Source organism: Streptomyces sp. cf386 (assembly GCF_900103585.1).
Taxonomy (GTDB): domain Bacteria; phylum Actinomycetota; class Actinomycetes; order Streptomycetales; family Streptomycetaceae; genus Streptomyces.
Map to the genome: position 1 here is coordinate 285074 of NZ_FNHV01000005.1, position 12398 is coordinate 297471.

The following is a 12398-nucleotide window of genomic DNA, read 5'->3' on the forward strand; positions in this document are numbered from 1 at the left end:
GTCACGCCTTGCCGATGAGGATGACCGCGACGACCAGCCCGTAGATGGCGATGCCCTCGGCCAGGCCGACGATGACCATGGCACGGCCGAAGAGTTCGGGCCGTTCACTGAGAGCCGCGAGGGCCGCCGCTCCGGTGTAGGCGACGGCGATGCCCGCGCCGATCGTCGCGCCGGCCACCGCGATCGCGGCGCCGATCAGGGCGGCGGAGCCGGAGCCGGACTCCTGCGCCACCGTGGTCGCGGCTTGCGCATTTCCGCCGCCGAGCGCCAGGGTGAGGACCACGGCGGCGGCCACCAGGAGCACGGCGTCAGCTGCGACCATCCACCACAGGGCCGTCCGGCCGGAGCGGCGCAGGACAAGGCGTACGGCGACGAATCCCGCCACGATGACGGGCAGGGCCAAAAACCAGGTGATCACGCTTCCTCCTTCGCCGGGCCGCGCACCACGGCCTGAGCCGCTGCGGGCGGCCAGGCACCGGCGTCCGCCCCCTTGAAGTGCTGCACGGGCAGGTGCCAGGGCCTGAAGGGGCGGCCCTCGCCCTCGAAGAGCCGGGAGAACAGTTCGTAGAACTCCAGCCGCAGCGCCTGGACACCGGCCACCAGGGCCTCCAGCGCGAAGGCCAGGGCATTGCCTACGAGAAACACGAGCACCGCTGCGACGACGCCCACCGGGCCCCGACTCGCCAGAGCCGTCGTGCCATCCCAGACGATCGCCCCCAGCGCCGCATGGGTGAGGCCGAAGGCCGCCAGCCGCGCGAACGACACGACATTCGAGCCGATCCGCACCACCGCGTCGAACAGCTGAATACCGGTCTGCACGGCACCGCCCGGACCACCCGCGGTGGTGGCGTACAGCCCCACCCCTGCCAGCGCCAGCCCGACGGCCGCGATCACGGCGCCCACGACCCCGTACGCAGCCTGGCCGAGCCACACGTACCCCGCAACGGCAGCGAGACCGAGATAGAGCGCCGCCCCGGCTATCCCGGTCGTCGCGTACAGGGCTGCCGCAGGTCCGCCCTCCCGCCACCGGTTCACGATCCCCGCGGCATAGGCGACGGCCAGCAGCACGGCGCCGAGTCCGACGGCGGTGGCCAGCAGCCGCATGGGCTCCTCCAGCGGTTCCAGCCACAGCACGGGCACCACGCCGGTCGGGCCGAAGAACTCGCCGTACGCCACCCCGGCCGAGGTGGCGGCGAGCCCAGCGCCGGCGACGAAGGGCCACAGCATGCGCAGCGCCGCCACTCGTCGCGGCCGGCCCGCTCGCAACATGAGGGCGACGACGACCAGCAGCAACCCGTGCCCGGCGTCGCCGAACATCAAGCCGAACATCACCACGTAGATGATCCCGGCCGGCATGGTGGGGTCAAGATCGGCGTAAGGCACGGTTCCGTACGTGTTGACCAGGGGCGTGAAGGAATGGCGCAGGGTCCTCGTCGGGTAGGCCGGGTGTGTGGTGTCCGCTCCGATCAGCAAGGTCGGCGGATCAACGCCGCGCGGGGTCCGCAACGGCACCAGCGCGCCCCCGACACCGGCGATGCGAGCGGCCGTGACGCCCATCTCCGCTTCGGGGCACCAACCGGCCAGTGCCGCGACCGCGCCGTGGCGGACCGCGCTGCCGAGCCGCTCCTCCAACTGCGCCTCGCCCGCCAACAGGTCCGTCCGGCCCTCACGCTCCAGGCCGTCCAGGTCAGGGGGTGCGTCGCTGAGAACGGGTTGCGCCGGCTCGGTGCGCAACCGCTGGAGGCACGTGGCCGCCGGCCCACGGACATCCGGCCCTCCGTCCCCGGCCAGGTCGATCTCGACGCAGCCCGCCTCGGCGATCCGCACCAGGCTCTCCCGCAGCGCCTTCTCCGGGGCCACGATGGCCACCCTGCGCATCCGGACCGGGGCCGCCGCCTCAGCCCGGAGCATCGAGCACCTCCGCCTGCCAGTCCCCGGGGCCACCGCCCCGGGCGGCCAGTTCCAGCGCGCCGCGGGTCCGCCACGCGTCGACGGACAGCAGTGCCACGGCCCCGACTACCGGCTGCGGCCCGAAACGGGACCGGCGCAGCAGTTCCCGGCCGTCCCGCTCGACCGCGTTCCACCAGCGCGCCTCCGCCCGCCACAGGTCCGCCGCCTCGTCGATGTCGTCCAGCAGCCACCTCGCGGTGGCCGGCAGCGCCTGCCGGAAGTCGGCGTACGACCCCGCGCCCACGGCTCGCGGGCCGAGCAGGCGAGCCGCCCGGCGGACGGAGACGTCCGGCATCCGGCGGCCGACGACGAACGCCTCACGGCCGAACAGCAGGGCAAGTCGGGCCGCCGCCCAGCGCGCCGCGTCGGGAACGGTGGTGGCGAGCCGCAGGGCGGCGGAGACGCGCATACCGGTGGCGACCGCTGCCAGGGAGTCGCCCCCGGGGTCGCCCCAGACGGAGGCCGCCAGGGCGGTACGCAGCTCCGACGGCGTACGGGTGCGGGCGAGCCGTGTCCAGGCCGTCGCCAGCGCGCCCAGGCGGTAGGGCGGGAGGGCGGGGCGTTCGGAGCCCGGCTGTCGCGGGTCGGCTGCGAGTGCCCTGAGGTGACGCTGGGTGTTGGAGAACTCGAACCCGGCAGCGAGCGCCCGGACGGCGTCGGCGCCGGTGGCCGGTTGCCAGCCGGCGAGGACCCGCAGATGCCACAGCAATGTCGCCGAGACCGCGCGCTGGGCCTCGGCCGGCGTCGCCCCCGGGGTGACGTCGTGCCGGTACGGCGTGGCCGCCAAGTAGCGCAGTGCGTCATCAAGGGTGGTGGACGCGGCCACCTCCCCGATACCCTCGGCTCCCAGGCACCTGGTCCGCAGAGCGCGCGCCCGGGTCACGCCGGCCACCCATCCGGCGCCCATCACGGACCACCTCCATGTGGCCTCTCCCGGCCTGGAGCCAGTTGGTCCTCCGGTACGGGTGGCGCCCCCTCCCCCGCCGCGAGGTCCTCGCGCACCAGCACGAGCACACGGTCGGCGAGCGCGGGCGTCCGGCTCCTGGCCCGGTCGCGTACGTCGACTGCCTCCCGTTCCGCCTCTGCGAGGAGCGCCGCCGCCTCGCCCTCGGCCACACGCAACGCCTCCTCGGCGGCGCGTTCCCGCACCCGGTCGGCCTCCGCTCGCGCCGCGGCGACGATCGCCTCGGCCTGCCGTTCGGCACGCTGCCGACGAACCGCGGCGGCTGCCTCGGCCCGCTTGCGTACGGTCCGGGCTTCCGCCTCCGCTTGTTCGAGCAGGGCGAGGGGCGGTGCGAGCTCCGCGCGGAGTTCGGCGGAGCGGTCCGCGGGGACACCGCTCGGTGCGGCCCGGCCGGGCGATGCCGCCGGCCGGAACCGTGTCAGAAAGTCCCGGAAACCCGTCACGAACTCTCCTCCTGGTGGGCCAAGGCCCTGCTTCCCAGTCTCCTTGGTAGGGGATGGCGTGTCGCGCCGCACCGGCCCATCTGTCCCGCAGGCAGGGCCGTTCGGCCCGGAGGCCGCGCCTGCCGATCGATGCGAAACTGACCGCGTAGGTGGACGGCGTCCTCGGGAGGCAGCCGTGAGCGACATCGAGCACAGCTCCACGGAGAAGGAAGTCCGCCGCACCACGCCGGGCCGCGCGTGGACACCCCAGGAGGAACCGCGCCGGGACGCGTTGGGCCGCTACCTCGCGGCAGTCGCCGCCGCCGCGTCGGCGAGGAGCACAGAGGCTACGGAGCAGGCTCCCGGCGGGGAGATACCCCAGCCGCCCGCCACTTCCGCACCGGGACCGTCCGACCGGGAACCTGCCGTACTCCGGGTGAGAGACGTCATGCAGGTGCCGGCGGCCTCCGTCCCCGGCGACCTGCCGTTCCTGGAGGTAGCCCACGCGCTCGCCCGCGAGCAGCTGAGCGCCGTGCCGGTGGTCGACGCCGACGACCACGTGATCGGTGTCGTCTCGGAGTCGGATCTGCTGGCCAAGGCCGCCGTCATGGCGGAACCGCACCGGCACGGGCCTGTCGGCAGGATGTGGATGCACCGCCTGTACGAGAAGAGCCACGGCGACACGGCGGCCACGTTGATGACCTTCCCGCCGGTCACCGTCTATCCGGCGCAGCGAGTGGCGGACGCCGCGTGGACCGCCGCCCACGCCCGGCTGAAGCGGCTCCCCGTGACCGACTATCGCGGCCGCCTCGTCGGTGTGGTGAGCCGGCGCGACCTGCTGCGAGCCCTGATCCGGGACGACGCCGAGATCCGGGCCGAGGCCGAATCCCTGCTCGGTCGGCACCTGCTGGATCCGCGCGTCGTCCAAGTCGCCGTGGAGAACGGCGTGGTGACGATGACGGGGAGACTGGACAAGGCTGTGGTCCCCGAACTGCTGGCATCGGTACGGGGCATCGACGACGTGGTGGATGTCGTCGACGACATCGAAGCGGTCTGAGCCGTGTCCGTCCACGGGGCGCAAGTCACTGCGCATGGGCGACAAGGAAGTCGGCGCTTGCGGACAGCGTGGTGAGCCGGGGCGTGTCCTCGTCCTCGATGCGCACGCCGGACCGCTCGCTGAGGACCTCCACGAAGCTCAGGACGTCCAGCGAGTCCATCTCCAGCACGTCACGGAACGCGTCGTCGGGCCCCAGAGCAGCGATGTCGGCGCCGGGGATGACGCGCGAGATCGATTCCCTGACCATGTCGAGTGCCTCGGTTCGATTCATGTTCACAGCTGCTCCGGGTTCTGCAGGAGGCGGGAGACCGCCGTGAGGTAGCGGGCACCGACGGCACCGTCCGTCGCCCGGTGGTCGGCGGAGAGGGTCGCCGTGACCATGGGTCGCACGCCCAGCAGGCCGTCGACGGCGCACGGCCGGTCGACCACCCGTCCGTAGCCGACCAGGGCCACCTGGGGCGGGTAGATCACACCGAAGACCGTCTCCACGCCCTGGTCGCCGAGGTTGGTGACGGTGATCGTCGCGTCGGACACCTCGGAACCGCGCAGCCTGCCCGCGCGGGCCCGGGTGACCAGGTTCTTCAGGGAGTTCATCAGCTGCGGGAGTGCAAGGGTGTCGGCGTGGTGCAGAGCGGGGGCGACGAGCCCTCCGCCGCGCAGGGACACGGCCACGCCGAGGTGTATGCCCTCGCCCGCCGTGAAGTGGTCCTCGGTCCAGAAGCCGTTGAGTTCGGGGACGTCCCTGGCTGCCAGGGCCGCTGCCTTGAGCAACAGAGCTGCGGGGAGCAGCCGTTCACCAACTGGGCTGCGCCGGTTGTGCTCGTGCAGCCAGGCCATAGCGGCGGCCATGTCCACGGTGGTGGAGAGGTAGTAGTGGGGAATGTCCCGGTTGGCGCGAGTCATCAGGCCGGCGATCGCCCGGCGCATGGCTGCGGCCCGCTCTTCGGACGGGCGGGTAGCAGAAGGCCGTTGAGCGGAAGGACGTCCCGCGGTGGCGCCGGTGGGCGCGGGTGGGGTCGGGGCCGCCGGGCCGGGAGCTGCCTGGCGTACGTCCGCGGCACGGACGGTCGACTCCCTGCCCGTCCCCGTCACCGTGGCCAGGTCGACGCCCAGTTCGGCGGCGAGCCGCCGGGCGAGGGGCGTGGCGCGCACGCGTGGTGGCCGAGGAGCGGCTCGGGCGGCCACCGCTGCCTCGACGTCGGTCCGGGTGACGCGCCCTCCTGGTCCGGAGCCGTGCAGCGTCTCCAGGTCGACGCCGCTGTGCTCGGCGAGATGCCGGGCCAAGGGGCCGGCCTCGAGGTGGCCGGGCTGCCCAGCGACGGACGGTGCCGACGCCGGGACAGGGGCGGGTTCGGGTGGCGGGGAGGGGGGCTCGGTGGGCGCGGAGGGCTCAGTGGTCCTGCCCTTCTTCGGTGCCCGACGGACCGGTCGTCGCTCCTCGGTCGGCCCGATCAGCGCGAGCGGCGTGCCTACCGGGACCGTCGTGCCGGGCTCGACGAGCAGCTCGGTCATGGTCCCGGTTTCGAAGCACTCCACCTCGATCGTCGACTTCGCCGTTTCGACGACCGCGACCGGATCGCCTTTGTGGACGGGGTCACCGGGTCCCACCAGCCATTCCAGCAGTGTGCCCTCGTCCATGTCGGCGCCGAGGGACGGCATGGTGAACTCGGCCATGATCAGTTCACCGCCCGGTGGGCGGCCGCGACGATGTCGGCGGTCTGCGGCAGGGCGGCCTCCTCCAGCCGCCGGGCGTACGGCATGGGCACCTCGGCGCTGCACACCCGCTCGACGGGAGCGTCCAGTTCGTAGAACGACTCTTCGGCGATGCGGGCGGACACCTCGGCGGCGAGGCTTCCCGTCCGCCATGCCTCGTCGATGACCACCGCCCGGTGGGTACGGGCGACCGAAGCGGTGATGGCCACGGCGTCGAGGGGGCGGAGCGTGCGGAGGTCGATCACCTCGGCGCTGATGCCCTCGGCAGCCAGATCGTCCGCCGCCGCGAGGGCCTTGGGCAGCGAACCGCCGTACGTGATCAGGGAGATGTCGGTGCCGGGGCGACGGATCGCGGCGTGGTCCAGGTTCACGGGTGCGGTGGTCGGGAGGAGTTCGCCGGAGACGTTGTAGAGGCTTCCGTGCTCGAAGATCAATACGGGGTCGGGGTCGGCGAGCGCCGGGGCCAGCATGTGGCGCGCGTCCTCGAGGGTGGCGGGGGCGAGGACGCGGATGCCGGGGATGTGCGCGTACCAGCCTTCCAGGCTGTGCGAGTGCTGGGCGGCGAGTTGCCGTCCGGCGCCCGTGGTCATGCGGATGACCAGCGGTACGGGCAGTTGGCCGCCCGACATGTGCAGCAGGGTGGCGGCGTTGTTGAGGATCTGGTCGAGGGCGAGCAGGCTGAAGTTGACGGTCATGATCTCGACGATGGGCCGCATCCCGGCGAGGGCGGCCCCGATTCCGGCACCGACGAACGCGGACTCGGACAGCGGGGTGTCGCGGACGCGTTCGGGGCCGAACTCCTCCAGCAGTCCGAGGCTGACGCCGAAGCATCCGCCGTACCTCCCCACGTCCTCGCCCATGAGGAAGACACGGTCGTCGGAGCACAGGGCCTCCCGGAGTGCCTCGCGCATCGCCTCCCGGTAGGTGGTCTTCGCCTCGTGCGTCCCGTCGGCGCCCATGGTCAACTCACCGCCTCCGCCGAGGAACTGGTGACGTGGCGGAGCAGGTTCTCGACCGGCTCCTCGGGTGCCAGTTCGGCCGCTTCGACGGCGTGGTCGATCTCGCCGGCGATCCGCTGCTCGATCGTGGCGACGTCCTTGTCCCCCAGCTCACCGTTCTCGCGCATGCGGTCCGTGAGCAGGCTGATCGGGTCGCGGGACTTCCACTGCTCGATCTCCGCCTTGTCGCGGTAGCGGTCCGGGTCGTACATCGAGTGGGCGCGGAAGCGGTAGGTGCGCAATTCCAGGAAGTGCGGCCCACTGCCGGCCCGGATGCCCTCGACGGCCCGCCGTGCGGCCTGTTCGACGACTTCGACGTCCATGCCGTCCACGGCCCAGGCGACCATGCCGTAGGAGGCGGCGCGCATGGCCAGATCGGTCTGTGCCTCGTGCCGTTCCAGCGCCGTGCCCATGGCGTAGCGGTTGTTCTCACAGACGAGCAGCAAGGGCAGCTTCCACAACGCCGCCAGGTTCGCGGTCTCGTGGAACTCGCCCTCGGCGAAGGCTCCGTCGCCGAAGAAGCAGCACGTGACGTTCATCCGTCCGCGCATCCGGTCGGCCAGCGCGAGGCCAGCGGCCAACGGGAGTCCGCCCGCGACGATGGCGTTGCCGCCGTAGAAGCGGCGGCTCGCGTCGAACAGGTGCATCGAACCGCCCCGGCCACCGCTGCACCCTGTCGTCCTGCCGTACATCTCGGCCATGACGGCTTCGGCGGTGATTCCGCGGGCCAGCGCGTGGCCGTGTTCGCGGTAGGTGGAGACGACCGCGTCCTCGGGTGTCAGTGCCTCGTTGACGCCGACGGCGACGGCCTCCTCGCCTATGTAGAGGTGTACGAAGCCGCGGATCTTCGCGGCGCTGTACAGCTCGACGCACCGCTCCTCGAAGTGCCGGATGCGCAGCATCGACTCCAGCAGGTCCGTCCGGTGCCCGGTGGCCCCGCGCCCGGACGGAGGTCCGGCACCCGTTTCCCCTTTGGCCGTCTTGGTCTTTTTTCCGGACTTCGGCGGCGCCGAGTCCTTCCGCGTACGGGTGGGGCGGGCCACATTCATGCCGTTCCCTCCAAGGTCGACAAATCGCCCGTGGGCAGGCCGAGTTCCCGCGCACGCAGCACACGGCGCATCACTTTCCCGCTACGGGTCTTGGGCAGGTTCTGGTCGAACGCGATCTCCCTCGGCGCGACGGCGGGGCCCAGCTTTCGGCGGCCAAAGGCCAGCAGTTCCCGCTCCAGATCCGCAGTTGGCTCGACACCGGGACGCAGCGACACGAACGCCTTGACGACGTTCCCGGCGACCGGGTCCGGCCGTCCGATCACCCCGGACTCGGCCACCGCCGGGTGCTCCATCAGCGCGCTCTCCACCTCGAAGGGGCCGATCAGATGTCCCGCCGACTTGATGACGTCGTCGGCGCGCCCCACGAACCAGTACCAGCCGTCCGCGTCCCGTCTGACCAGGTCCCCGGTCAGGTACCAGCCGCCCGCGAACGCGGCGTCGTAGCGCTTTTTGTCGTGCAGATAGCCGCGGAACATCGACGGCCAGCCTGGACGTATCGCCAACTCACCCTCGCCATCGGGGCGTTGAACCTCGGTGACCCGACCGCCGATGACCAGCGCCCGGCCGTCCTCGCCCTGCTCCAGCACCGTCGCGACGACGCCGGGCAGCGGCCTTCCCATCGAGCCGGGACGGATCTCGCTGGCGGCGAAGTTCGCGATCATGATGCAGCCGGTCTCCGTCTGCCACCAGTTGTCGTGAATCGGCAGGCCCAGCACGTCCCGGCCCCACACCACAGCCTCCGGATTGAGGGGCTCGCCGACAGAGGCGATGAACCGCAGCGCCGAGAGGTCGTAGGAACGCGGCAGGTCGTACGGGCCCTGGCGTGGTGTGGCGCGCATGAGCATGCGCAGGGCCGTGGGGGCCGTGTACCAGACGGTGACCCGCTGTTCACCGAGGATCCGGTACCAGCGCCGGGCGTCGTAGTCGCCCTCGTCGACGACCACAGTCACGCCGTGGACGAGCGGGGCGATGATGCCGTACGACATGCCGGTGACCCAGCCGGGGTCGGCGGTGCACCAATACACGTCCTCGGGGTGCAGATCGAGCGCGTACGAGGCCGTGGCGTAGTGCGCGACGACAGCCTCGTGGACATGGACCGCGCCCTTGGGGGTGCCCGTGGTGCCGCTCGTGAAGTGCAGCAGGGCCATGTCGTCGGGCGCGGTCGGCGGGATGGTGAAGGTGTCCGGCGCGGCGGACATCAGGTCGTCGAAGGACACGGTGCCGGGCAGCTCCTCGGCACCGGGGCCGACGATCAGGACGTGTTTCAGTCCAGGAACCGACGCCCGGCGCTCGGCGGCCTTGCGCCGGTACAGGACCGCGGTGGTGACCAGGACCTGAGCGTCGCCGAGCCGCAGCCGCTGCGCCACCGGGTCGGGGCCGAAGGCGGCGAAGAGCGGGCAGAGCACGCTGGTGTTCTTCAGCGTGCCGAGCACCGTGGTGTAGAGCTCGGGGCAGCGGCCCAGCAGGGTGAACACCCGGTCTCCGAGGCCGATGCCGAGTGACCGCAGGACGTTCGCGAAGCGGGCGGTACGACGTGCCAGTTCCGCGTAGGTGACGGTCGAGACGGAGCCGTCGCGGGCGACGCATCGCAGTGCGGCCTTGTCCGCGAGGTCCGACGCCGCGTGCCGGTCGACCGCCTCGTGGGCCATGTTGAGCCCTCCGTCGGGCAGCCCGGCCAGTGCGGTGCGCGCCTGCGACCAGGTGAAGGCGGAGCGGGACTGGTCGTAGTCGGTGAGTCGGGGTGGGACGACCGGTGTGGTGTCCTTGTGGATCGTTTCCCAGTGCATGGGCTGCTCCTCCCGGCACTGCCCCCTGATCTCCAGAGTCGCCGAGCCCGGCCCTGGCTGCATGTCGGCCGGAGGACCGGGCACGATCGGACTGGCGGCGGCGCACCGCGGGCGTCGATGGAGCCGAGGGGGCCGCCCACTTCTTGCGGGCCCGAATCGCACGGTGTGCGGCTGCCGTTCCGCTGCTCCGTGTCTCCTTGCAGCCCTCGGCTCAATTCCATGGCACCGCCGCTCGCCGGCGAGTTGTAGGGCCGGACGGCCCTGACCGAGGGTCCGATCGGCCCGTTCGGCCCCTCTCGGGCCGGGCGGTTCACTCGCGGTGCAGCACGACTTTGAGGGCGCCCGTGGTGGTGCCGTGTGAGAACACCTCGTAGGCGTCCTCCATCCGATCGAGGCCGAAGGTGTGGGTGACCAGCTGGGAGACGGGCAGGCGTCCGAACCTCACCAGCTCCAGCAACCAGGGGGTGGAGGACGTGTCCACCTGGCCGGTGCTGATCGTCACGTTCTTGCGCCACAGGGACTCGAGATGCAGGGTGACCGGTTTGCCGTGCGTGCCGATGTTGGCGATATGCCCGCCTGTGCGGACGGCGCGAGTGCACAGGACGAAGCCTTCCGGTTCACCCGATGCCTCGATGACCACGTCCGCTCCCGGCTCCTCGGAGAGATCGGCGATCATCTGCCCCGGCAGTTCGGCGGCATCCGCGCCCAGGTGGGCGGCGGCTTCCAGCCGGGCGGTGGACAGGTCCACGACGATGATCCGGCGGGGCGAGTAAAGACGCGCGATGGCGACCGTGGCGAGACCGACGGGCCCCGCTCCCACCACCACGACGATGTCTCCCGGGCTCACATGTCCGTTCCGCACTCCGACCTCGTAGGCGGTGGGGAGGACTTCGGCGAGCAGGACGGCATCGCTCAGCGGGAGAGCGGAAGGACGTCGGTGCGTGGAGTATTCGGCGAACGGCACCCGCACGAACTCGGCCTGGGTCCCGTTGATCAGACTCCCCAGGATCCAGCCACCGCCCCCGCGGCATTGTCCGCCCATGTTGTCGCGGCACGCCCGGCAGTGGCCGCAGGCCGAGACGGACGACACGATCACCTGGCTCCCTGGGCTCAGGTCGTGGACGTCGCTGCCGACCTCCACGACCTCGCCCACGGCCTCGTGGCCGAGGATCGTCCCCGGTTTCACCTCGGGGAGGTCTCCTCGCAGGATGTGCAGGTCACTGCCGCAGACGGTGGTGGCGTCGACGCGCACGATCGCGTCGGTCGCCTCCTCGATCGCAGGGTCCGGGACGGTGTCCCAGGAGGTCTGGTCCGGACCGTGGTAGACGAGCGCTCGCACGGTGTTCACTCCCTCGTTCCCTCACCTCCACGGTCACGCCCGCAGGGCTCCCGGGCAACACGGCCGCCCATGCGCCTCAGTCGGATCACCGCGGAGATCCGGTTTCAGTCGTGGAGGTCGGGCTCAGTCATGAGGAACGACAGCGACGGGGCAGTTCCCGTGATGGATGGCGGCCTGGGCCACGGGACCCAGGTGAGGTGCCAGGCCGTGCCGGTGTGCGCGTCGGCCGACGACCAGTAGCGCGGCGCCTTCGGCAACCCGTACCACGGCTTTGGCCGGGCTTGCGAGATGGATGCTGTCGGCTACGTCCACCTGCGGGTACTTCTCGCGCCAGGGACGGAGCGCTTTGCTCAGTTCCTTCTGCGCATCCCGCCTCATCTCTTCGGTGACGTCATGATCCACACCCCAGGGCACGCGGGCATGGAGCGGCACGCTACGTCCGTGGACGGCAAGGAGAGGAACGCCCCTGGCCGCGGCGGTGTGGAAGGCGAAGTCGAGCAGGTCGTCGGAGGATCCGTGCAGTTTCAGGGCCACGACCACGCGGCTCGCCGGTGCCGGGGGTGCCTCCTCCTCCGGGGCCTCGGCGCGGACCAGTACGACCGGCCGCTCGGCCCGTGCCACGACGGGCATGCTGACGTCGCCCAGGAAGTAGCTCTCGACAGGCTCCAGCCCCCGTGAACCGAGCACGATCATCTCGGACTCCGACGCGGCTTGGAGCAGGGCGTTCTGGGCATCTTCGGCGACCAGGTCCCCGACGATGGACAGGCCCGGGTGGTGTGCTTGGAGCTCCGCCTGCGCGGTGTGGACGAGACGCTTCGCCCAGTAGTTCTGATCGACTTCCGAGGGGACGCTGGTCGGTTCCGGTGCCAGCAGTGGCCATGCGTGCAGCAGGCGCAGGGTGAGTTTGCGCTTCTCGGCCTCGTCGGCGGCCCAGCGGGCAGCGGCAAGGCTTTCGGGTGAGCCGTCAAGGCCCACGGTGACGACTGGTTGCATGGCGGCGGCCTCCGTCTCGTACGAAGCTGGAATTGACGGTGAATGACGGTGAACGAGTCCGATGGTCTGAATGCTCCGGACGTCGCCGGCATGCCGAGCGTGATGTGTTCTCACCTTCGAAGCGTG

General features: G+C 71.4%; 12 protein-coding genes. 1 reads left to right on the forward strand and 11 read right to left on the reverse strand.

Features of this window, described 5'->3' with window-relative positions:
- Position 1 precedes the first annotated feature (1 nt).
- The 4 genes from BLU79_RS15215 to BLU79_RS48235 are packed head-to-tail and all read right to left on the reverse strand — an operon-like array spanning position 2 to position 3357.
- A complete protein-coding gene (locus BLU79_RS15215) occupies positions 2–418 on the reverse strand; it encodes an ATP synthase subunit C (RefSeq protein ID WP_093906274.1) in 417 nt (138 codons plus the stop codon).
- Positions 415–1911 carry a V-type ATPase 116kDa subunit family protein gene (locus BLU79_RS15220; RefSeq protein ID WP_256333315.1) on the reverse strand — a complete coding sequence of 499 codons (1497 nt, stop codon included), beginning with the start codon at positions 1909–1911 and terminating at the stop codon, positions 415–417. Before BLU79_RS15220 ends, BLU79_RS15215 begins: the two co-directional genes overlap by 4 nt.
- Positions 1898–2857, reverse strand: a complete 960-nt coding sequence (locus BLU79_RS15225; RefSeq protein ID WP_093906275.1) for a V-type ATPase subunit — start codon at positions 2855–2857, stop codon at positions 1898–1900. The genes BLU79_RS15220 and BLU79_RS15225 overlap by 14 nt, the downstream gene beginning before the upstream one ends.
- On the reverse strand, positions 2857–3357 hold the full coding sequence (locus tag BLU79_RS48235; RefSeq protein ID WP_093906276.1) for a hypothetical protein: 501 nt from the start codon (positions 3355–3357) through the stop codon (positions 2857–2859). Before BLU79_RS48235 ends, BLU79_RS15225 begins: the two co-directional genes overlap by 1 nt.
- Positions 3358–3532: 175 nt before the next feature.
- Here BLU79_RS48235 and BLU79_RS15235 point away from each other — a divergent pair, with 175 nt between their 5' ends.
- Positions 3533–4393 carry a CBS domain-containing protein gene (locus tag BLU79_RS15235; protein ID WP_093906277.1) on the forward strand — a complete coding sequence of 287 codons (861 nt, stop codon included), beginning with the start codon at positions 3533–3535 and terminating at the stop codon, positions 4391–4393.
- A 25-nt stretch (positions 4394–4418) separates the two neighbouring features.
- Here the strand turns inward: BLU79_RS15235 and BLU79_RS15240 are convergent, their stop codons facing one another.
- The 7 genes from BLU79_RS15240 to BLU79_RS15270 all read right to left on the reverse strand — a co-directional run bounded on the left by BLU79_RS15240 (position 4419) and on the right by BLU79_RS15270 (position 12272).
- The gene (locus tag BLU79_RS15240; RefSeq protein WP_093906278.1) at positions 4419–4664 is read right to left on the reverse strand and encodes an acyl carrier protein; all 246 of its coding nucleotides are present in this window, start codon (positions 4662–4664) and stop codon (positions 4419–4421) included.
- A gap of 2 nt (positions 4665–4666) precedes the next feature.
- Positions 4667–6067 (reverse strand): dihydrolipoamide acetyltransferase family protein, encoded by a 1401-nt coding sequence (locus BLU79_RS15245; RefSeq protein WP_093906279.1) that lies wholly within the window; start codon positions 6065–6067, stop codon positions 4667–4669.
- Positions 6068–6069: 2 nt separating this feature from the next.
- Positions 6070–7065 (reverse strand): alpha-ketoacid dehydrogenase subunit beta, encoded by a 996-nt coding sequence (locus tag BLU79_RS15250; protein ID WP_093906280.1) that lies wholly within the window; start codon positions 7063–7065, stop codon positions 6070–6072.
- A 2-nt stretch (positions 7066–7067) separates the two neighbouring features.
- Positions 7068–8153 (reverse strand): pyruvate dehydrogenase (acetyl-transferring) E1 component subunit alpha, encoded by a 1086-nt coding sequence (gene pdhA / locus BLU79_RS15255; RefSeq protein WP_093906281.1) that lies wholly within the window; start codon positions 8151–8153, stop codon positions 7068–7070.
- Positions 8150–9940, reverse strand: coding sequence for an acetate--CoA ligase (acsA, locus tag BLU79_RS15260; protein WP_093906282.1), 1791 nt, complete (start codon positions 9938–9940; stop codon positions 8150–8152). The genes pdhA and acsA overlap by 4 nt, the downstream gene beginning before the upstream one ends.
- 310 nt (positions 9941–10250) lie before the next feature.
- Positions 10251–11279: an alcohol dehydrogenase catalytic domain-containing protein gene (locus BLU79_RS15265; protein WP_093906481.1), complete on the reverse strand. Its 1029-nt coding sequence runs from the start codon at positions 11277–11279 to the stop codon at positions 10251–10253.
- Positions 11280–11402: 123 nt separating this feature from the next.
- Positions 11403–12272 (reverse strand): universal stress protein, encoded by an 870-nt coding sequence (locus tag BLU79_RS15270; protein WP_093906283.1) that lies wholly within the window; start codon positions 12270–12272, stop codon positions 11403–11405.
- Positions 12273–12398 lie beyond the last annotated feature (126 nt).

Excerpts from the sequence above, each read along its gene's own strand:
- BLU79_RS15270 (WP_093906283.1), bottom strand. The coding sequence starts at position 12,272 with ATGCAACCAGTCGTCACCGTGGGCCTTGACGGCTCACCCGAAAGCCTT.
- BLU79_RS15220 (WP_256333315.1), bottom strand. The coding sequence starts at position 1,911 with ATGCTCCGGGCTGAGGCGGCGGCCCCGGTCCGGATGCGCAGGGTGGCC.
- pdhA (WP_093906281.1), bottom strand. The coding sequence starts at position 8,153 with ATGAATGTGGCCCGCCCCACCCGTACGCGGAAGGACTCGGCGCCGCCG.
- BLU79_RS15225 (WP_093906275.1), bottom strand. The coding sequence starts at position 2,857 with ATGGGCGCCGGATGGGTGGCCGGCGTGACCCGGGCGCGCGCTCTGCGG.
- BLU79_RS15250 (WP_093906280.1), bottom strand. The coding sequence starts at position 7,065 with ATGGGCGCCGACGGGACGCACGAGGCGAAGACCACCTACCGGGAGGCG.
- BLU79_RS15240 (WP_093906278.1), bottom strand. The coding sequence starts at position 4,664 with ATGAATCGAACCGAGGCACTCGACATGGTCAGGGAATCGATCTCGCGC.
- BLU79_RS15245 (WP_093906279.1), bottom strand. The coding sequence starts at position 6,067 with ATGGCCGAGTTCACCATGCCGTCCCTCGGCGCCGACATGGACGAGGGC.
- acsA (WP_093906282.1), bottom strand. The coding sequence starts at position 9,940 with ATGCACTGGGAAACGATCCACAAGGACACCACACCGGTCGTCCCACCC.